Source organism: Vibrio sp. F13 (genome assembly GCF_020806305.2).
GTDB lineage: Bacteria > Pseudomonadota > Gammaproteobacteria > Enterobacterales > Vibrionaceae > Vibrio > Vibrio crassostreae_C.
Window position 1 is genome coordinate 207,910 of the sequence record NZ_CP170176.1, and the last position, 21,056, is coordinate 228,965.

The 21,056-nt window shown below is 44.6% G+C and carries 21 protein-coding genes; 11 read left to right on the top strand and 10 right to left on the bottom strand.

The window, feature by feature from the left end; genetic code table 11:
* Positions 1–198: 198 nt before the first annotated feature.
* The 5 genes from LMH68_RS15870 (at position 199) to arsB (ending at position 4,159) form a co-directional block, all read left to right on the top strand.
* The gene (locus LMH68_RS15870) at positions 199–1,362 is read left to right on the top strand and encodes a glycosyltransferase (RefSeq protein WP_017064013.1); all 1,164 of its coding nucleotides are present in this window, start codon (positions 199–201) and stop codon (positions 1,360–1,362) included.
* On the top strand, positions 1,359–2,021 hold the full coding sequence (locus LMH68_RS15875; RefSeq protein WP_065583761.1) for an START domain-containing protein: 663 nt from the start codon (positions 1,359–1,361) through the stop codon (positions 2,019–2,021). Before LMH68_RS15870 ends, LMH68_RS15875 begins: the two co-directional genes overlap by 4 nt.
* Positions 2,022–2,052: 31 nt before the next feature.
* Positions 2,053–2,460, top strand: a complete 408-nt coding sequence (locus LMH68_RS15880; RefSeq protein ID WP_029235181.1) for a glycine zipper family protein — start codon at positions 2,053–2,055, stop codon at positions 2,458–2,460.
* Between the two features lie 192 nt (positions 2,461–2,652).
* Positions 2,653–2,994, top strand: a complete 342-nt coding sequence (locus tag LMH68_RS15885; RefSeq protein WP_017064015.1) for an ArsR/SmtB family transcription factor — start codon at positions 2,653–2,655, stop codon at positions 2,992–2,994.
* A 109-nt stretch (positions 2,995–3,103) separates the two neighbouring features.
* The gene (arsB, locus tag LMH68_RS15890) at positions 3,104–4,159 is read left to right on the top strand and encodes an ACR3 family arsenite efflux transporter (RefSeq protein ID WP_229648090.1); all 1,056 of its coding nucleotides are present in this window, start codon (positions 3,104–3,106) and stop codon (positions 4,157–4,159) included.
* A gap of 90 nt (positions 4,160–4,249) precedes the next feature.
* Here arsB and LMH68_RS15895 read toward each other — a convergent pair whose 3' ends face one another.
* Entirely contained in the window at positions 4,250–5,140 is an 891-nt protein-coding gene (locus LMH68_RS15895; RefSeq protein WP_229648091.1) for a LysR family transcriptional regulator, read from the bottom strand.
* A gap of 129 nt (positions 5,141–5,269) precedes the next feature.
* Between LMH68_RS15895 and LMH68_RS15900 the strand changes: the two genes are divergently transcribed.
* The 5 genes from LMH68_RS15900 to glpD all read left to right on the top strand — a co-directional run bounded on the left by LMH68_RS15900 (position 5,270) and on the right by glpD (position 11,459).
* Positions 5,270–5,701, top strand: coding sequence for a PACE efflux transporter (locus LMH68_RS15900; RefSeq protein WP_017064018.1), 432 nt, complete (start codon positions 5,270–5,272; stop codon positions 5,699–5,701).
* A 447-nt stretch (positions 5,702–6,148) separates the two neighbouring features.
* Positions 6,149–7,003: an MIP/aquaporin family protein gene (locus LMH68_RS15905; protein ID WP_004732234.1), complete on the top strand. Its 855-nt coding sequence runs from the start codon at positions 6,149–6,151 to the stop codon at positions 7,001–7,003.
* A gap of 59 nt (positions 7,004–7,062) precedes the next feature.
* Positions 7,063–8,583 carry a glycerol kinase GlpK gene (glpK, locus tag LMH68_RS15910; protein ID WP_229648092.1) on the top strand — a complete coding sequence of 507 codons (1,521 nt, stop codon included), beginning with the start codon at positions 7,063–7,065 and terminating at the stop codon, positions 8,581–8,583.
* A 260-nt stretch (positions 8,584–8,843) separates the two neighbouring features.
* On the top strand, positions 8,844–9,629 hold the full coding sequence (locus tag LMH68_RS15915) for a DeoR/GlpR family transcriptional regulator (RefSeq protein ID WP_229648093.1): 786 nt from the start codon (positions 8,844–8,846) through the stop codon (positions 9,627–9,629).
* A 270-nt stretch (positions 9,630–9,899) separates the two neighbouring features.
* Entirely contained in the window at positions 9,900–11,459 is a 1,560-nt protein-coding gene (gene glpD / locus LMH68_RS15920; RefSeq protein WP_229648094.1) for a glycerol-3-phosphate dehydrogenase, read from the top strand.
* A gap of 253 nt (positions 11,460–11,712) precedes the next feature.
* Here glpD and LMH68_RS15925 read toward each other — a convergent pair whose 3' ends face one another.
* The 8 genes from LMH68_RS15925 to LMH68_RS15960 form a co-directional block, all read right to left on the bottom strand.
* Entirely contained in the window at positions 11,713–12,609 is an 897-nt protein-coding gene (locus LMH68_RS15925; protein WP_102428071.1) for a LysR family transcriptional regulator, read from the bottom strand.
* Positions 12,610–12,801: 192 nt separating this feature from the next.
* Entirely contained in the window at positions 12,802–13,038 is a 237-nt protein-coding gene (locus LMH68_RS15930) for a YdcH family protein (RefSeq protein ID WP_065606862.1), read from the bottom strand.
* A 267-nt stretch (positions 13,039–13,305) separates the two neighbouring features.
* On the bottom strand, positions 13,306–13,926 hold the full coding sequence (locus LMH68_RS15935) for a radical SAM protein (protein WP_372127495.1): 621 nt from the start codon (positions 13,924–13,926) through the stop codon (positions 13,306–13,308).
* A gap of 4 nt (positions 13,927–13,930) precedes the next feature.
* Complete coding sequence (locus LMH68_RS15940; protein WP_372127494.1) at positions 13,931–14,080, bottom strand: hypothetical protein; 150 nt, start codon at positions 14,078–14,080, stop codon at positions 13,931–13,933.
* Positions 14,081–14,381: 301 nt separating this feature from the next.
* Positions 14,382–14,504 (bottom strand): hypothetical protein, encoded by a 123-nt coding sequence (locus tag LMH68_RS15945; protein ID WP_258182976.1) that lies wholly within the window; start codon positions 14,502–14,504, stop codon positions 14,382–14,384.
* A 223-nt stretch (positions 14,505–14,727) separates the two neighbouring features.
* Positions 14,728–15,423 carry an aspartate/glutamate racemase family protein gene (locus LMH68_RS15950; protein ID WP_102428073.1) on the bottom strand — a complete coding sequence of 232 codons (696 nt, stop codon included), beginning with the start codon at positions 15,421–15,423 and terminating at the stop codon, positions 14,728–14,730.
* 208 nt (positions 15,424–15,631) lie between these two features.
* Entirely contained in the window at positions 15,632–16,615 is a 984-nt protein-coding gene (locus tag LMH68_RS15955; protein ID WP_029235499.1) for an HAD family hydrolase, read from the bottom strand.
* Positions 16,616–16,851: 236 nt separating this feature from the next.
* Complete coding sequence (locus tag LMH68_RS15960) at positions 16,852–18,096, bottom strand: NADH:flavin oxidoreductase/NADH oxidase family protein (protein ID WP_229648095.1); 1,245 nt, start codon at positions 18,094–18,096, stop codon at positions 16,852–16,854.
* A gap of 279 nt (positions 18,097–18,375) precedes the next feature.
* Here LMH68_RS15960 and nfsA point away from each other — a divergent pair, with 279 nt between their 5' ends.
* A complete protein-coding gene (nfsA, locus tag LMH68_RS15965; protein WP_017066969.1) occupies positions 18,376–19,098 on the top strand; it encodes an oxygen-insensitive NADPH nitroreductase in 723 nt (240 codons plus the stop codon).
* Positions 19,099–19,221: 123 nt separating this feature from the next.
* On the opposite strand, the gene LMH68_RS15970 is transcribed toward nfsA, so the two are convergent.
* Complete coding sequence (locus LMH68_RS15970; protein WP_229648096.1) at positions 19,222–20,754, bottom strand: phospholipase D family protein; 1,533 nt, start codon at positions 20,752–20,754, stop codon at positions 19,222–19,224.
* Positions 20,755–21,056 lie beyond the last annotated feature (302 nt).

A 21,056-nucleotide genomic window follows, 5' to 3' on the forward strand; every position in this document is an offset into this window, starting at 1 on the left:
TATATCGCTAGAGTCGCTGGTGAATACAATGCTTATTTTACCGCCTGTCAGTCACTGTTTCACATCTTTCCAAGGCAAACGCTAACAGAAGCGCATTCCAGTTTGAAGGGTTAAGTCCTACATACAAGATGTGCGTTAGGTCACACTCCACTATATTCTTTCCTGTCTCTCCATCACTTTATTCCGACCACAGTCATTATGATTTTAGCTATTATTACGACCTTGCTTTGCATCGTTACCGTCAAGTTTCTAATCACACTTGCGAACTTAGAGCGCCATCGTATTCACATTGAACCTAAAATATCGTTCAAAAGAACTGAGTGGCCGACTGTTTCCGTCATTATTCCTGCGCGAAATGAAGAAGACAATATTGAAATCAGCCTTGGCTCTCTATTGAAGCAGAGCTACCCAAAAGACAAGTTTGAAGTCATTGTTGTTGATGACTTTTCTACTGACTCAACCCGTGCAAAAGTAGAAGCATTGATCAGTAAGTTCGACGTTAACGCGCGCTGTATTTCAGGTAGAACGTTACCGACCGGATGGCTTGGTAAGAGCAATGCATGTATGGCTGGCGCACTCAACGCTAGCGGTGAATATGTGTATTTCATTGATGCAGATACCGATTCAGCACCCGCGATGCTACAGAGCGTTATCGACTTTGCTATCCAACAAAAAACTGATCTCTTATCGTTTAATCCAAAACAAACTTTTGCGTCTGTGGCAGAAAAAGCGACCTTGCCGGGCATCTTTCTATCGATCGCATCTTATATGAACTTTAAAAACTCGAACGACATGACTAAGGAAGAAGCGATTGCTAACGGTCAGGCGATGTTGTTTACCCGAAAATCCTACGACGCAGTCGGTGGACACGCCGCAGTAGCAAACGCGATATCGGAAGACATCGCCTTTGCAAAAGTCATGAAGGTCAATGGATTTAAGATTTTCTGGGCATTTGCAGACAAACTAATGAGTACGCACATGTATTCAGACTTCAACTCAATCTGGGCTGGCTTTTCCAAAAACATGAATCTTATTGTGAATTGTCAATCGCAAGCACAAGCTTTAAAAGTCTTCATCAAAGCCAACATCATCGCATGGGCGGGACCGCTTTTGATGCTGGTATCGGCGAACGCCTTCATCAGTGACATGTCTGCCATTCATGCTTATTCGCTCATTGTCAGCTCTGTGATGCTCTTGGTGTCGATCGTCACCTACTTCATTTTGGTTAAGGAACTGTTTGTTCCCGCAAAATTTGCGTTAACCGTACCCTTCGGTATTTGTGTTCAAAGCCTACTCGTGCTGAACAGTTACCGCTTATCTAAAACCAATAAAATCAGCTGGAAAGGGCGCTCATTAACATGATGAATAAGATTATTACTTTGCTTCTTCTTGCTTGTTCAGTTTCGGTGTTTGCATCAGACACCGATGGCTGGTCACTGGCACGCGATAAAAAAGGCATCGAGGTTTATAACCGTAAAATTGAAGGCAGTCACTTTAAAGAATTTCGAGCAGAAGGCGACATCAACGCGTCCCTCACTTCTATTATCGCACTCTTTATCGATACCTCTGTTGGCACGCAATGGGTAGAAAACATCGATGACATGGAAGAAATAGAGCATTTTAGTGCGGCGCACACGATCACCAAAACCTATACCAAGGCACCTTGGCCAGTTGCCGATCGTGAAGCTATCGTAGAGAACGTCATCACTCAAGATCCAGAGACGATGGTTGTCACCATTGATCAGCATGGTAGGCCTGATTACCTGCCAAACAATAATAAAAAAATCATCAGAGTGGCTGAATTAGAGGCGAGTTGGATCCTGACACCAATCGACGAAAACACCACCCATATCTCTTATCGAGTATTGAGTGATCCAGGTGGCGATATTCCGTATTGGCTCATTAACATGGTGGCCGTTTCTCAGCCTTACAACACGCTTCGCGGGTTATCTAAGATGTTGGATTCTGGTGAGTACACCGATCGTCGCCTTGATTTCATCGAGAACTACACGTCACTTTAACAATGCAATGAATACTCTAGAGGTCTATATTGTGAAATTTCCATTCTCTCCAATCGCAGCGATATTGCTTGTAGCATCAAGTTCAGTATTTGCTAATCAAATTATTGTCGATACTAAAGGTGTTGATGAAACACAGTATCACGCCGATCTGTATGAATGTGAGCAATACGCTCAACAAGTGAAGCCTGAAGAGGTCGATTCTCTTGGCAGCGATATTGTCGGTTCAACCGCTAAGGGTGCAGCGCTGGGTGCGGTTGGTGGAGCCGTCTCTGGCGGGAGTGGTCATGATGGTGCAAAAATTGGTGCTGGCATCGGTATTATCAGCGGCGCTTTAAAGCACGGTGCTCAAAAAAGACAATCCGCCGAGCTATCTGAGCAGCAGAAGTTTCAAGTGAATCGTAACTGTATGATCAACCGAGGCTATACCGTTCTTAACTAGCGGATAACCGAGCAAAATGGCGTTTAATCGATGTTCACGCCATTTTGCGTAGCTGAGTCAAAGCAGAGTTCAACCATAGTCCCTGAATCGCCACCTTAAAGTTCGTTCAAATAGACAGTGAGCATTGACCCCTATTTAAAATAGGCTTATCATTAATCGTCTTTTAACGATTAATGAAAGTGAGACGTCAATATGAACTCAACTTGCTCGACATCTGGTGGCTGTTCTCTGCCCATCGAACACGGTGATGCTAAAGCAGAAAAGCAAATGGCCGCACTGGCGAAAGCACTCGCTCACCCAGCAAGAATACGTATATTGAGTATCCTTTCCACGTTAGAAAAATCGGGCGGCTGCTTGAACAGTGATCTGGTGAGTGAATTGGGTTTAGCTCAATCAACGGTATCAGAGCACTTAAGAATATTGAAAGCCTCAGGTTTTATTACGGCTGAGTCGATTCCGCCGAAGATGTGTTACCGCATCGACCGCGACAATATTCAACGCTTCGAATCGATATTTAACAGCATTTTAAAATAGAAGTTCACGCTTGAATGATCGGCTTTGATAGCCTTTACTTTTAAGCGTGTTTTTTTGCCACAACCAATCGTTTTTCGACGATTTACGATATCAACTAAGAGAGATTATCATGAAACCAAAGTTAGGTTTTCTAGATCGCTACTTAACACTGTGGATTTTTATTGCCATGGGCCTTGGTGTACTACTCGGCACCCTATTCCCACAGATCGAACAGTGGAACGATTCAATGTCTGTTGGCACCACTAACATTCCGCTTGCGATTGGCCTTATCTTAATGATGTACCCACCTTTGGCTAAGGTTAACTACAACCTATTAGGCACTGTGGTAAAAGATAAGAAAGCCATCAAACTATCTTTGATCATGAACTGGCTTGTTGGTCCGATTCTGATGTTTGTATTGGCACTGACTTTCTTGGGTGACCACCCAGGTTACATGGTTGGGGTGATTCTGATTGGTCTTGCTCGTTGTGTGGCGATGGTTCTGGTTTGGAACGACATCGGCGGCGGTAACAAAGAGTACGGCGCGGCATTGGTTGCTCTAAACAGTGCATTCCAAGTGGTGAGCTACAGCTTTATGGCGTGGTTGTTCATCAGCGTTCTTCCACCAGTATTTGGTTACGAAGGCATGTTGGTTGATATCTCGATGATCGACATTGCACACAGTGTACTTATCTACCTAGGTATCCCATTCCTAGCGGGCTTCCTAAGCCGTAAGATCCTTGTGTCGATGAAAGGCGAGCAGTGGTACAACGACGTATTTATTCCACGCATCTCTCCAATCACACTGATTGCACTACTGGCGACTATCGTTCTGATGTTCAGCCTGAAAGGTGAAATGATTGTTGAACTGCCAATGGACGTTCTATTAATTGCGGTTCCACTGACTATCTACTTCACTGCGATGTTCTTCATCAGTTTCTTCATCGGTAAAAAGATGGGCATCGAGTACGACAAGAACGCATCAATTGCATTTACAGCAACAGGTAACAACTTCGAGCTAGCGATTGCCGTGGCTATCTCAGTATTCGGTATCAACTCAGACCAAGCCTTTGCAGGCGTTATCGGTCCACTGATTGAAGTCCCTGTGCTGATTTACCTTGTGAACGTGGCGCTTAAGATGAAAGACAAGTACTACAACGGTCAGACGGTTAAACCTAGCGTATAGCATCTACGTCTACACCTAGAACTAGAACTAACAAAAAGCAGCATCACTTTGAACAGAAAGGCTCACACGTTAAACGGTGAGCCTTTTCTTTTATTCAGTTTCGTCTAATAGGCCTTTCAATGCTTGTTCAAGCCAAAGTAATGCAGGACCTTTTGAGCGTGTTTTAGACAGAACAAGATCAACCGGAGGCGACCAAGTTTTATGGTCAAATGACACATTCACCTCTACCAAGCGCTGTTTAATAAGCTCTTCTTCAACAAGGTGTTTCGGTAAGTATGCCCAGCCAATATCACTGCCGAGTACCATCTCTTTGATCACAATAAAGCTGTTTGACCACCACACTTTACCGGCAATCATCGGAAACTGATCCATCACCTTCCCCTTGTCTCCCCTCAACACTAACTGACGATGTGGGAGTAAATCAGAGAGTTTCGCGACACCTGTTTTTGCGAGTGAATGACTTGGATGACACACAGCAATAAACGGTAGGTGGCCGATAAAGCATGGCTCAGAACCGACATCAAAAGCCAAATTGGTAAACATCAATCCAATGTCGGCTCTCTCTTCGATAATCAACGGATTGACCTCTGTCGTGGTACACGCAACCAATTCAACTTCCGTCGCTGGGAATTGTTTACTGAACTGACTAAGGATCTTAGATAGATTCGGGACCAATAGTGAATCATCTAATGCAATTTTGATGAGCCCCTCTTCACCGCTACCCATCGCGTTAACCGTCACATTCAGATCTTCAACCTGAAGCACGATTGCTTTCACCTGTTTAAATAACTGCTCACCCGCTTTGGTTAGTGAAGGCTTTCGAGTCGAACGATCAAAAAGCTCAACATTAAAATCGATTTCAAGATTACTGATGCCTTGGCTCACCGCCGACTGTACCTTACCCAAATGACGAGCACTGGCAGAAAATGACCCTAATTCAACGGCATACACAAACATTTTCAGTTGTTCAATGTTGTACATTCGGTTTCTCCCAAACTTACTATCACTATATGTGATACTAACTATCTTTATATTATCACTTAAGTAGATATTATTTAGCCAAGTCATTAGCCCATCGGCGGCTATTTAATCGTAAAGAGAGTTAGAAAAATGTCACATAAAGAACGCATGTTGCACATGGTGCTATTTGAATTGGTTGCTTTGGTTTTGATGGCAGGGCTTGCAACCTATATTACAGGAAACGGCGCAGGTGAAATGGCAGGCTTAGCGCTCGCAATATCATTGATAGCGATGGCTTGGAACTACGTTTACAACTATGGCTACGACAAAATTTACGGAGCAGACCGAAGCAAAAGAACCACGAAAACACGTATCCTGCACGGATTAGGTTTTGAGCTTGGCTTAATGACAGTGACTCTACCTGTCTTGATGTGGGTTCTACAACTCGACTTCCTAACCGTACTGATCATGGACATCGGCCTAGTTATCTTCTTCGTACTTTACGCGATTGCGTTCAACTGGGCGTATGACTCAGTTCGAGATCAATTGGTTGCGAAAGGAAAAGTGGCAGCTCTGGTTTAGAGCGGTAAGTTCGTCTCGTATAACAAGAACATACACCCAAATTAAAACTGCCAAACTACAACATAGTTGGCAGTTTATTCATTTATGCATATAAGCTCATTTGTTAACGCACTTGTTACATAGCAAAAACATCACACAGCCCTCCCTAATTAAGTCTAATAATCCACCACTCACGAAGTAGCATCACAAATCCAAACATAAACTCCTCGTACCAGTTGCGCATTCATTTACATATAGGTAGTTTGAGCGGCTTCGCAACCTATCAATTCAGCAATGACGTTCATGCGAGCATCTTTTTCGAGCAAAAGCGTTCGGATTAACATTTCAAGTGACTTTAATTAACAATTTTATGCTCAAACGCTCACTTTTGATGTTCGTTTATTTTCGAGTTCGCAAATATATGCACAATACACGTGCTAGATAAGCAAAACTAAAAAGGACTCGAACATGACAACAAACAAACACCCTTCTTTATTTGGGCAATGCTTGGCTGAATTTATCGGTACAGGATTACTCATATTCTTTGGCGTTGGCTGTGTGGCCGCTCTGGTATTAACCGGTGCGACATTCGGACAATGGGAAATCAGCATCATCTGGGGCTTCGGTGTTGCGATTGCAATTTACTGTACTGCCGGCGTTTCAGGCGCACACATCAACCCAGCCGTAACGATTGCACTGGCCATGTTCCATGGTTTTGATAAAGCGAAAGTGGTGCCTTACATCATTTCGCAACTGCTTGGCGCTTTCTGCTCTGCAGCATTGGTTTACAGCCTGTACAGCAACCTATTTACTGACTACGAAATCGCACATAACTTCGTTCGTAGCAGCCAAGACGCACTATCAACTGCTGGTATCTTCTCGACTTACCCACATGCTTCACTTTCTTTCTTCGGCGCTTTTGCTGTGGAATTCGTGATTACTGCAGTGTTGATGTTTGCCATTTTAGCGTTAGGTGATGAGAACAACGGCGCATCTCGCGGTGCAATGAACCCTCTACTGATCGGTATTCTTATCGCGGTTATCGGTGGTTCTTTAGGTCCACTGACGGGCTTTGCAATGAACCCTGCTCGTGACTTCGGACCAAAACTGTTCGCTTACTTTGCAGGTTGGGATTTCGCACTAAGCGGTGCTCGTGATATTCCTTACTTCATCGTTCCAATTCTTGCTCCAATTGCTGGTGCGTGTTTTGGTGGTTGGTTGTACCCACGTGTTATCGGTGCTTACCTACCAGTAGAAGGCCAAGGCTGCACAATTCCAAACCAATGTGAAACAGAAGAAGAAGCTGAACAAGCTCAAGCTTAATTCCTAAGCGACCCTACATTTACTAAAATATAAATAACAAAAGAAAAAGGATTCTTACCATGACCGAGCAAAAATACATTGTTGCCCTAGACCAAGGCACCACAAGTTCTCGCGCTGTAATCCTCGATCACGATGCAAACATCGTTAGTTCTTCTCAACGAGAATTTACTCAGATTTATCCAAAAGCCGGTTGGGTTGAGCATGATCCAATGGAAATCTGGGCGACTCAAAGCTCTACATTGGTTGAAGCTCTTGCTAAAGCAGGCATCCGCAGCGATGAGCTAGCGGGCATTGGTATCACGAACCAACGTGAAACCACCATTGTTTGGAACAAAGAGACAGGCAAGCCTGTTTATAACGCCATCGTATGGCAGTGTCGCCGTACTGCAGACATCTGTGAAGACCTTAAAGCACGTGGCCTAGAAGACTACGTACGTGACAATACAGGCTTAGTCCTTGACCCGTATTTCTCAGGTACAAAAGTAAAATGGATTCTAGACAACGTTGAAGGCGCTCGCGAAGACGCTGAAGCTGGCAAATTACTGTTCGGTACCGTTGATACTTGGTTGGTTTGGAAAATGACTCAAGGACGTGTACACGTTACGGATTACACCAACGCGTCACGTACTATGTTGTTCAACATCAACGACCTATGCTGGGATCAGAAGCTACTTGATGAAATGGGCATTCCAGCAATCATGATGCCTGAAGTGAAGCGCTCTTCTGAAGTTTACGGTCAAACGAACCTTGGTGGTAAAGGCGGTACTCGTATTCCAATCGCGGGTATTGCGGGTGACCAACAAGCTGCACTTTACGGTCAAATGTGTGTAGAAGCAGGCCAAGCTAAGAACACTTATGGTACTGGTTGTTTCCTTCTAATGAACACAGGCCAAGAGAAAGTCACATCGAAAAACGGCCTTCTAACCACACTGGCATGTGGCCCTAAAGGCGAACCTGCATACGCACTGGAAGGTGCGGTATTCATGGGCGGCGCATCAATCCAATGGCTACGTGATGAAATGAAACTACTGGCTGGCGCAGAAGACTCTGAGTACTTCGCAACCAAAGTAGATTCTTCAAACGGCGTTTACGTAGTCCCTGCGTTTACTGGTTTAGGCGCACCATACTGGGATGCTTACGCTCGCGGTACGATTGTTGGCCTGACTCGTGGTGTTAACTCTAACCACATCATCCGTGCAACCTTGGAAGGTATTGCTTACCAAACGCGTGACGTACTAGACGCGATGCAAGCGGACTCTGGCATCAAGCTAGCAAACCTACGTGTTGATGGCGGCGCAGTAGCGAACAACTTCCTAATGCAATTCCAATCAGACGTGCTTGATACTGAGGTTCACCGCCCTGAAGTAACGGAAGTAACGGCTCTTGGTGCCGCTTACCTTGCTGGCCTAGCGGTTGGTTTCTGGGACAGCATTGACGAGCTTCAAGACAAAGCCGTTCTTAACCGCACCTTCATGCCGCACCACGACGAAGAGAAACGTAACCGCCGTTACAAAGGTTGGAAGCGTGCAATCAAGTGTGCACAGGTTTGGTCTGAACTGCACGATGACGACGAAGAGTAAAATCGAGCGTTCGAATAATCACTCTCTTATCGATTGAATTGTTCGTTCCTCAGTAAACGAAACTAAAAAGAGCACTATTTTGTGCTCTTTTTTGCGTTTGGAGCCAATTTTTCATGTTTTGATCAACGTTTTTGCGGTTTGGACATAATTCCTTACTATCATTACTTCTCTCTCCTCATCAATTCGAGCACAATAGCGCGAGTTAATATTTTCGATTGTGACGCGCTAGAGCCCATAGCGTGCAGGGAGTGGTAAGTTAAGTGAAGCAGATACCAAGACACCAGCAGATTGTAGACCTGGTAAAAACACAAGGATATGTGAGCACCGAAGAGCTCGTAGAGAAGTTCGATGTTAGCCCACAAACCATCAGACGAGACCTCAATGAGCTGGCTGATAGCAACAAAATCCGTCGTTATCACGGTGGTGCAACCATTCCTCTTAGCTCAGAAAACACCTCTTACAACACGCGTAAAGCGCTTAACTTCAATGAAAAAGATGTGATTGCCGACGAGCTGGTTAAACACATTCCAGATGGTGCAACCTTGTTCGTTGATATCGGCACCACACCAGAATCGGTGGCACGCGCGCTGAACAAAAACCACAAACAACTCAGAGTCGTGACTAACAACATCAACGTTGCCAGTATCCTGCTACCAAACCCCGAGATAAAGGTTATCTTGGCAGGTGGCGAAGTGAGAAACCGTGATGGCGGTATCGTGGGTGAAGCAACACTCGATTTCGTGAAGCAGTTCCGCCTCGATTTCGGCATTCTAGGGATCAGCGGCATCGACTTTGACGGCTCACTGCTTGATTTTGACTACCATGAAGTTCGAGTGAAGCAAGCTATCATCGAAAACAGCCGCAGCATCTTCCTGGCAGTCGACCACAGTAAGTTTGGTCGCAACGCAATGGTTAAGCTGGGTAACATCTCTCAAGCACACATGGTGTTCACCAATAAACAGCCACCGGAAGAGATTCTCAACATCCTTAAAGATTCGGCAATACCATTAGAAGTGATCGATACCGCTCGTCCTATGAGCGAATAACTAAACATAAGAGCTCAGTGACGCCACTTTCTTAAATGAATCACCATTCTTTATAGAAAAGTTAATAAAGTAAAACTTGCTCGCTGTCACTGTCGCTTCTATGCTCGAATTAGTCTTATTTGAACCTCTGCTTTCATAAGCAGAGGTTTTTTTATGCCCAAATCACATAAAACGCGCATAAACGAAAATAATAAATGACCGCAAACGAAAGTTCATATAGAATTCAATTATGTTCTAAAATGCTCGTTCGCTCAGAAAGAGGTCAAAACCATGAGTGCTCAACAAAATAATTCAAACAACAGTACATCTTCCACTTTAGACTTGATCGTGATTGGCGGCGGCATCAATGGTGCAGGCATCGCGGCAGATGCAGCAGGTCGTGGTCTAAACGTTGGCTTATACGAAGCAAATGATTTCGCGTCTGCGACGTCTTCTGCTAGCTCAAAGCTTATCCACGGTGGCCTACGCTACCTTGAACATTACGAATTTCGTTTGGTTTCGGAAGCACTCGCTGAACGTGAAGTCTTGTTAAGAAAAGCGCCTCACGTTGCTCAGCCAATGCGTTTCCGTTTACCTCATCGACCATTTTTACGCCCAGCTTGGATGATTCGCTGTGGCCTATTCCTTTACGATAACTTGGGTAAGCGCACCACTCTTCCTGGAAGTAAGACAGTCAACCTAGCAAAATCAGGGCTACTGAAACCAGAAATGAAGACAGGCTTCGAATACTCAGATTGCTGGGTTGATGATGCTCGTATGGTATTGCTGAACGTGTTGGCGGCGAAAGAAAACAACGCAGAAGTACGCAACTACTGCCGAGTTGAAAAAGCGCACCGCGAAGGCGACATTTGGCATGTAACGATTCTTGATGTGATGACAAACCAACGTTTTGAACGTAAAGCGAAAGCGCTGGTTAACGCGGCTGGCCCTTGGGTTAAGCAGTTCTTTGATGATGGATTAGAGCAGGCTTCGCCTCGTAATATTCGTCTGATCAAAGGCTCGCACATTGTTGTGCCACGCATTCACGACGAACCACAAGCGTATATTCTGCAAAACAAAGACAATCGTATTGTGTTCATGATCCCTTACCTAGATAAGTTCTCGATCATCGGCACTACCGACCTTGAATACAAAGGCGATCCTCGCGAAGTGGCTATCGACGATGTAGAAGTTGATTACTTGATTGATATCGTTAACCAGCATTTTGTTAAGCAACTAGAGCGTGACGATGTTGTGTGGACATACAGTGGCGTAAGACCGCTTTGTGATGATGAATCTGACTCGCCACAAGCGATCACTCGTGACTACACACTGGAGCTGGATGCAGAAATGGATCAAGCACCACTGCTATCTATCTTTGGTGGCAAGTTAACGACTTATCGTAAACTCGGCGAAGCGGCACTGAACAAGCTAGAACCTTACCTGAAACACATGGGCGCACCTTGGACAGCTAACGACACACTACCGGGTGGTAACTTCAGCTGCAGCAGAGAACAGCTCGCTAAGATGATCCACACCAAGTACCCTTGGATATCAGAAGCATTGTTACTACGTTATGTGACTCAATTTGGTACTTACACTTGGAAGCTGCTGGAAGGTGCAACGAGCGAAGCTGATCTTGGTACCCAATTCTCAAGCGAAGCACACGGCGTTTATCAAGCTGAGATCGATTACTTGATCAATGAAGAGATGGCGATGACTGACGAAGACATCTTGTGGCGCAGAACCAAGCTTGGCCTGTACTTAAGTGAAACAGAGCAGCATGCAGTTTCTAGCTACTTAAAAGAGAATCTTGAAAGCACTGTGGTGAACTTTTCTCAAGTCGGTTAGTTCTTCTAGCAAAACCATCCGCTCCTGAATATAAATAATGACAAAGCTTAGCGCTCCCCACGCTAAGCTTTTTTATTGTCTACTATTCCGCTCAGCCTGAGACTTTATTCACACCTCTATTTTCAACAAAAACTAAATAGTGTTTTATTAATCCGGTTGATTATCAACTTCACAAAAGGTTGCTATTCTTTATCTCAACGAAACAACACATTTAAAAACGCTCACCATGTCAGCGCTTTAATAACGTTTGTCTCTATGTTTTCTCCCAATACGGCGGATTACCATAATATTCAGAGAAGTAGTCAATGAAGGCTCTCACCTTTGGTGCAAGTAACCTTGTGCTTGGGTACACAGCCCAAATTGCAGGCTCTGATGTTAATGGGTAATCTTCTAATATTTGAACCAGCTGACCGCTTTTCAGTTGTTCATAGGCACACCAATTCGATGTCACCGTGATACCCATACCACCTGAGGCTGCGTCACGCAGTGCTTCTCCGTTATCTGCCCTGAACGACCCAGATGCCTTAATCGTCTTAGGCCCGCTTTCAGTATTGAACGTCCAGTTTTCTAAACCAATTAAGCTAATACACTGATGATCATTAAGATCTCGAGGTGTGGCTGGCTTACCATATTTGATTAAGTAATCAGGCGATACACACACAATACGCTTGTCTGTCGCAAGTTTTCGGGCAATCAGTGTCGAGTCTTTCAGCTCCGAGATGCGAATCGCGATATCAAAGCCACCTTCAACAACATCCACCATCGAATCTGATAGTCTGAGATCGACTTTTAACCCAGGGTAGCGCTCTAAGAATCCAGGTAAAGCAGGGACAAGATGCAAACGCCCAAAAGACGCAGATGCGGTAACTCTCAGCGTTCCGGTTGGAGAGTCACAGCCCACACCAACCGCCGATTTGGCAGCATCGACGCTCGATAACACCTCTTCAGCATGAGGCAAGAACGCTTCCCCCTCTTCGGTTAAAGAGACCTTACGAGTGGTTCTATGCACCAAGCGAACGCCTAAATTGTCTTCCAGTTTACTAATGTGCGAGCTTGCAACAGCAGGAGACAAACCAAGCTCTTGCCCAGCCATGCTGATGTTATGTGTGGAAGCTAAACGAACAAACAATTTGAGGTGTTCAATATTCATGAGATTACCAATAAAATCTTAAAAATCGTGTACCAGTAACCCTCATTATGCGTCATTAACATAACAATACAACGTATTAACTCAGTTGAATTGTGAAGAAGTGATTGAGCCAAAACGAAAAAAAACTCCCGAAGGAGTTTTTGTCTAAGTCTGTAATTCGCCATTTAGCTAGTCAGCAAAATTGCCAACTCACTAGCCAGTTAAACGAGCATGCAGTGAATCTTTAAGTTCAGAACGATCATGTTTCAATTGGTGCATCGAGCCGTCATCAATGGGTGAATCTTTCAGCTCTAGTTTACGAATCTCTTTATCAAGGTTGTCGTATGTCTTCATATCTTCTGCAAAGCCATCGTCAGTTTTAGCAAGCTCAGCAATTTTGTCTTTCATTTCAGGAAATTCGTGAACAAGAGAGTGATTTTCACCTAGCATAGAAACCTCTTAAGTTGAGTAAAGTGATTGGTAGTACACATTCATTATTTACCTTAGCAAGGGACTCAAATAACAAATGAGATCCAGTACACAGCCTAGAATATAGACAGTTCAGATTCACAAATTTACAACATCCACCAAGAAAATGGCTTTACTGATTTTGAATTGTCTCAGTAACGGAAGTAGGCTTATGGCGATTATCCCGCCTCGAAAACAATACTTCTTTCGATTTTTACTTAGCCTGCAAGTATCGTTTTTAACTAAACGCTACCAAGCAAACGTCTGAATAACACTGTCTTTAGCCATTGGGTTTGATGCTATCGCATGGTTCACCTTAGCCAAAAATTGCTCTCTTGAATCAAGCAGGAAACCTTTCTGAGTCACGATGTTATTACCATGGTCGCCCCAATAGAAAGTGTCGATGTTTAGATTCTCAAGCAGATACTTTTCTTCTTCTAAGATCTGAAGTTGCGTCGGCATAACGAACTTGCCACCTTTTACTTCTTGTTCCATCACGGTTCCTGGCTGAATCGCTAACGCCATTGGCGCTATCTGCTCAGGCTTCATGATATTCAGTAATCTTGTGGTCTCGACAATATGTTCACGTGATCGATCACGACCGCCAAGGCCGAAGATAAACGAAAGTAAGGTTTCAATGCCGGCTTCTTTGGCTAATTCCATGCCTTCGATCGCTTGTTCTGGTGTCATGCGCTTTTTGATGTTGTCGAGTACAACCGCATCGCCTGACTCCAACCCCGCATAAGACATAGTGAGACCGGCACTTTTAAGCTCTTTAAGTTCGCTCAAGCTTTTACGACGGAAATCGTTCAAACCACTATAGAGCGATACTTTTCTGCTTTCTGGAAAGGTATGACGAAGCTTATCCAAAATCTTAAGGAGATAATCCGTGCGTGCGGGCGGCCATCACGTTGCCATCGATAAGGAAAATTGATTCAACATAAGGATAAATCAGGCGAGCTTCTTCGATATCTTTAAACACATCCTCAATATCACAAACCTTGAATCGTTTATCGCTGAACATATTACAGAACGTGCACGTGTTGATACTGCAATCTAAAGTGGTTTAAATCAGAATGCTCTTCGCCTCTGTCCATGGACGATATACTTTTCCCTCGTAATTCATATTGGTTTCTCCGGTCTATAAGCACGAGAGCGTGCTTTAATAAAACAGAGTTTATTAACACCAGTATTCATTGATAATTCGCGATATAGTCGAATCAGTTTTTAGATTTTGTATAAAATAAAAGCCTTGTGACAACACAAGGCTTTGTAGGGGTAACTCTCTACCGGAGCAGCTGAAAATGTGTTTCCACAAAAGAAGATTAGCTGCTGCACCCTTGGGTATGAACTCGATTCATGTCGTCACCGACTTGTGCTTCTTGAGACCCCGTCGATTGGCATCCTGCCACGAATAACAGCGTTACAGATAAGATAAGCCATTTCATAATAAATCCTCTTTCGGTCATGACTAAAGCATAGTGCTTAAAAGCGCGGATACCTCAGTCATTAACTAAAACCTTACCTACCGATAAGGCCTTGGTTAATGAACAAAGCATCGCTTCTTTAACTAACGACCTGCTTTTGTACAAAAAACTTTCACTTCAACGAATGAAAATCGTACAAGAGCGAAAATAGGACAGCTATGGAACTAAGAATAAGAACTAGAAGTTAGTCACTCGTCGCCAAACGTACAGCCGCTTCTGCATGAATGGCTGTGGTATCAAACAAGGGAACATCAGTGTGTTGCTGCTGAATCAGGAGGGCGATTTCAGTACAGCCCAGAATAACGGCTTCTGCACCTTGTTGGCCTAGCTTCTCAATGATTTGACGGTATACATCTCGAGATTCTTCTTTTACTTGGCCTCGACACAGCTCTTGATAAATGATGTTGTGGACTTTCTCTCGGTCACTCTCATCAGGAATCACCACATCGATACCGAATTTGTTAGTCAGACGGCCTTTATAGAAATCTTGTTCCATGGTGAAAGCGGTACCGAGTAATCCAACTTTCTTTACACCCTGTTCAAGCAACTTCTGCGCTGTGGTATCAGCGATGTGCAAGATAGGAATCGTGACCTTCTCTTCGATCTCAGGAACGACCTTATGCATGGTATTGGTACAAATCAGAATGAAATCAGCCCCGCCCTTCTCTACCGATAAAGCCGCGTCCGATAAGATATCCGCCGTCTCAGCCCAGCGACCTTGATGTTGAAGCTTTTCTATCTCATCGAAGTTCACGCTGTACATACAAACCTTTGCAGAATTGAGCCCGCCGAGTGTGGCTTTAACGCCCTCGTTGATGGATTTGTAGTAGCTCACTGTCGACTCCCAACTCATACCGCCGAGCAAACCGATCGTTTTCATTTTTCTATTCCTTTAATTTCCGACTAACTCGATTAAACCGTCATGCATTGAAAATTTATAGTACGTTCTTGCTTAAAGCGAACCCATAACACCTTATTCCTTTCAAACGATTGCTTTCAAACCGTTCATTCCCAAAACCTCCGCTCACAAAAAAGGCTCGAATTTAAAATCCGAGCCTTTGAAGTTTTGACCAAGGGTATACTTGGCGTTAGTACACCTCACACCAATCGGATTTCATGTCGATCAGTGTCCAATCCTCTCTGGAATTCGCCTCATCTAGCGCTTTATCAAGCTTGCCAACGTGAGACTCACGATCGTACTGCCACTCGCGCTCAGCATCAGTGTGATGAACAATCATCGCCATTGAATTGGGTTGGCTCGTTGCCCATTGCATCATCGCTTGGTCACCGTCTGAGTTGCCGACCGCTAGAATAGGTTTCTTGCCGATAATATGCTGAATGTTAGTGACCTTTCCGGCTTTGTCATCAATGGTCAAAATCAACGAATCTTTGGTCACCGTTGGTTTGCCATCGTTGTAGCTGTAGTTGTATTTAAGCGCACTACCGATGATTTGCTCTGTAGGAATATTGTAAGCTTGTGGAGCCCACGCCCTCATGAAATCAACGCCTCCGCCCGACACAATATAAGTCTTAAAGTCATGCTCTTGCAGGTAAGTCAGCATCTCTTTCATTGGCTGATAAGTAAGGTCTGTGTAGGCTTTGTTGAAACGTTTATCTTTTGCTACCGTCAGCCATTGCTCAACGTCTTGCTGGTATTGCTCAACAGTCATACCAGAATGTGTCGCCATGATGATTTTCAATAGCCCTTCTTCACCGCTGCCCAGAACGCTCTCAATATCATCTTCGAGTACAAACTTAAACGGTGCTTCGGTTTTCCATTCAGGGTGATCAGGCGCCATCTCTTTTACACGATCTAGTGCAAAGGCTAATTGGAAGTAATAAGGCTTTTCCGACCAAAGCGTACCGTCGTTATCGAACACGGCAATGCGATCTTCAATTGCCACGAACGTATCAGACTCAGCTTTAGTGGCTTGCCCAACAAAGTCGACGATAGCGGATTTGCTCTCGCTGTCCTTCCAAGAAGGCAGCAAGTTGGGATCACAATCTTTAGCAAAAGATGAGAAAGAGAGACTGGATAAGATCGCGACAGATAAGAGGGTTATTTTCTTCATAGCAACTACCATGTTGTTGAATTAATTGTAGGGTTTAATTCAATTCATCCTAGTTGGTCTACTCTGATTTGCCACTTATGAACACTATAACCAATGCTCATGTTGGTATTAGATTAGTACCACAGCTAAGCTGGCTGAGGGTGCTCTGCGATGTATTTATCGAGAACTTAAAAGGAGACAAACAAAAAAGCAGAACTTCAATTCCTCAAAGTTCTGCTTTAACAATCCATGACTGCTTACGCTCTGCGCTTTTTGAAAGCGTGCCAGCCGGCGCTGAAAATTGTTTTTAACACCACACCGAGTGCGCTTAGTTTTGGGTCGGCTTTCTTGCCAGAGGCAATGCGCCACATCTGATGTTCATACCAAACCAGCCCGACCATCGCCACCTTGTCTAATGCGGGTTTTCCTGTGGTTGGCACCGTTAGTGGCATGCCGTGGCTAGGGTTTTCAATTAACTTGTTAGGGAAATCAGGATCAACCGCCATTGTTCGCGCAATACCAATAAAATCGGTCGCCGAGGTGTTTAATGCTTCATTCATTGCTTGCGCGGTTCGAAAACCACCCGTGACCACCAGCGGTGTACTCACGAGTTTTCTCGCCTTAACCATGTAATCCATAAAATACGCTTCACGTTTTACTGTGCTGGACTTGATTGATTCAGCTTTGCTCTTTGAACCCATCATTGATGGACTTTCATAGGTGCCGCCAGAGATCTCAATCAGGTCGATACCGTTATCACTCAGTGTTTGCACAACCTGCATCGACTCTTCTTCAGTGAAGCCACCTTTCATGAAGTCGGCGCTGTTGAGCTTAATTCCGACAGGGAAATCTTCACCAACCTCTTTTCGAATCGCGCGATAAACCTCAAGCACGAAACGAAGTCTGTTTTCGAGTGACTCACCCCATTTGTCTTGGCGTTGATTGTGTCTAGAAGACAAAAACTGACTGACAAGATAACCATGAGCACCGTGAATCTGTACACCAGTAAAACCCGCTTGTTTTGCAAGCTTTGCACTCAGCGCGAATTTATCAATGATTGCGATTATTTCCTTCTCAGTCAGAGCTCGTGGCGTATTAAAGCCTTTTTCTAATCCACGCTCTAAAGAGATAGCCGAAGGAGCAACCGGGCTATCACATAAGAATTTAGGAATTTGCTTACCTGGGTGATTCAGCTGCATCCATATCTGCGAACCATTCTGTGTTCCGGCACTCGCCCACTCACGAAATACGCTTAAATCACTGTGCTCATCCAACACCACGTTTTTAGGTTCACCAAGCGCACCTCTATCGACCATCACGTTACCCGTCATGGATAGACCAATTCCTCCTTGAGCCCAACGCTGGTAAAGCGTGACTAAACCTTGCTTAGGGTTATGATGTTTATCACCTAGCTGTTCACTCATTGCCGATTTGAACAGGCGATTTTTGATCACTTGGCCATTAGGAAGAAAAAAAGGGTCGTTGAGGCAGATTGGATTCATGCGCGTGGTTACTTTCTTGGGTTTATATATTGAGTCCAGTATGCCCTATTTTATCCGACAGTTCTGAGCATTTGGTGCCTATTTCGAAGCAAGTTTCACTCAATAATAAAATGCCAGCGGCATAGCAGCTGGCATTAATCGATTATAAATAGAATCTCAAAAACTGGGCTGACGCTGCTGAAATATGTCAACCAGAAAGGCTCTAATGCCCTTTACGCTCATGGTAATTGTCGTTATTGTGATTCTCTACGCCATCATCACAAGGACTGTCTGAGAGTTATGAACAGCACGATTGAAACTATTCTGGGGCACCGCTCCATTCGTCAATATACAAATCAACCGATTGAAAAAGCACAACTTGATGTGATTATTCAGGCTGGTCTCGCGGCTTCGTCATCGAGCTTACTGCAGGCTGTTTCTATCGTGAGAGTGACAAACAAAGAGAAGCGTAAACTGCTAGCCGAATACGCAGGCAATCAAGCTTACGTGGAGAACGCGGCTGAGTTTTTGGTGTTCTGTATCGACTATCAACGCCACGCTCAAATCAACCCTGAAGTGAAAACCGACTTTACTGAACTGACCCTGATTGGCGCTGTCGATTCTGGCATCATGGCGCAAAACTGCATGTTGGCTGCTGAGTCTCTAGGTTTAGGTGGCGTGTACATTGGCGGGCTGCGTAACAGCGCACAACAAGTCGATGAACTGTTAGAACTACCACAACATACCGCCGTGTTGTTTGGGATGTGCTTAGGTCATCCGGCACAGCAACCAGAGGTCAAGCCTCGCCTTCCAGCTCACGTGGTGATGCACGAAAACCAATACCAACCGCTGAGCCTAGATGACATTGCCAGCTACGATGATTCAATGCAGAGCTACTACGCAAGCCGTTCAAGCAACCAAAAACAGAGCAGTTGGTCACAGCAGATCACGCAAAAGCTGTCTGGCGAATCTCGCCCGCATATCCTGCCTTACTTGAACAGCAAGCAGCTGACCAAGCGTTAAGCCGTTAAGCCGTTAAGCCGTTAAGCCGTTAAGAGCTTGCAACAAACCACAGCAAACAGCAGTACAAACAAAAATGTCAGCGTAATATACGCTGACATTTTTATTTATCCGGAGGCGGCTAGCTTACAGATATTTCTCAATCGGTAACAACTGTAGGAAGCCTGACTGCATTCGTTCCCATTGACCAGTGTCAGGTTCGCTGTCCCAACGTTGATCGCCTGAATACCAATACACATCACCGTCTTCCAATTCCAAGCGCCAGCTATTATCTTCACTCATTGCTTGCTCAATAGTGTCTGCTAACGTTTCAGCAATCTCTTTATTTTCGATGATCAAAACCGATTCAGTATTGAGGTAGGTAGAGCGCAAGTTGAAGTTAAATGAGCCGATGCTCGCGATGCTGCGGTCGAATACGACTGATTTAGCGTGCAAGCCATAGGCTGTCTCAGGCGCACATTTAGACACGTCTTGAGTCGATGCTTCACACAACTTAGATTCTGGTTTTAGCTCAAACAGATCGATGCCATGCTCCAACATATCGTAACGTCTGCCCGCATAAGCAGAATGATTAGTCACCAGATCATTAGAGGCCATAGAGTTAGTTAGCGCTTTTATCTCAACGCCCTTATTGTTCAACACTTGCCACTCTTCAAGCTGACCATCATCGAATACAAGGTAAGCCGATTCCAATAAGATCTCTTGTTTCGATTCACTCGCTAACTTACCTAGAAGAATCGCGGTCGCTTTCGGTTCATCGGTATTGTCTGAATCATCAGGAACAGGCTGATCGTAAACAAAACGCGCATTCACCCATGCCATCTCACCAATCACCTCTTTCAGCAAACTATCAGCAGCCTTACGATCTAGTGGCAATTCCGGGTAATTTTGATAATGCGGAACGACAATATTATCTATCTTCGAGAGATCAGGTTGCTCGTCATCACCCAGCATATCGACAGGGTAAGACCAACGGCTGTTCCAGTATTCAACAAAACTGGTTTGGATGGTGTTAACTACCGAGCCCATGACTAATACATCGCGGTCTCGGAAATTGATTTCATCAGAAAGGTCGAAGTATTCATCACCAATATTACGTCCACCCACCACAGACAAAGTACCATCGACGGTAAACGACTTATTGTGCATACGGCGATTTAAACGAGAAAAGTCGCCGACAAAGCTCAGCCATTTACTGAAACCGCGGCGTGTTGGTGTTGGATTGAAGATACGAATCTCGACGTTCGGGTGTGCATCCAGTGCCGACAGCAACCCTTCACGTTCGTTGAGGTTGATATCATCCAGCATTACGCGCACCTTCACACCACGCTCAGCCGCGGCTAATAAACGGCTAGCGAGATAGCTTCCCGATTCGTCAGAGTTCCAGATGTAGTATTGAATGTCGATGGTGTGCTCGGCACTTTCTACCAGCGCTAATCGCTGTGCCAAAGCATCCCAACCGGACTCTTGCAGACGAACCGCAGTGGTGCCTTGCTCTAAAGCTTCAGGCTGAAATTCATTGGTTAGAACCGATAAAGAGCTAGGTGCAGGAGAGGTTGGCGGTTCTGTTGGATGATCGATGCCTTCAGGAAGTGAAGAACACCCACCTAAAACGGCGATTAAGATTAACGTTAAACTGATGCGTTGGAGCACAGGCATGTATCTGACTTCCTTTTCACGATGCGTCTTTAGAAACTTTCCGTACAGCTTTTCAATGAACAAGCTATTCCGATCTATTCATTGATTATTACTGCTAAATCCTGAAATTTATAGGTAATTATCCAGTATAAATTTGAAGATCAGTAAATTGACCTACAAATCACCTAAGTTGAGTGAGTGTCAGGCAATATAAACTTAGCGGGTTTTCTACCATTTCGATGGTGAGTCTGTTCGGTCTGGGTGATGCTTCACCATTGTTTGGAGATCTAGTTTCACCGCTTGATTTCACACTAACAGGCGTG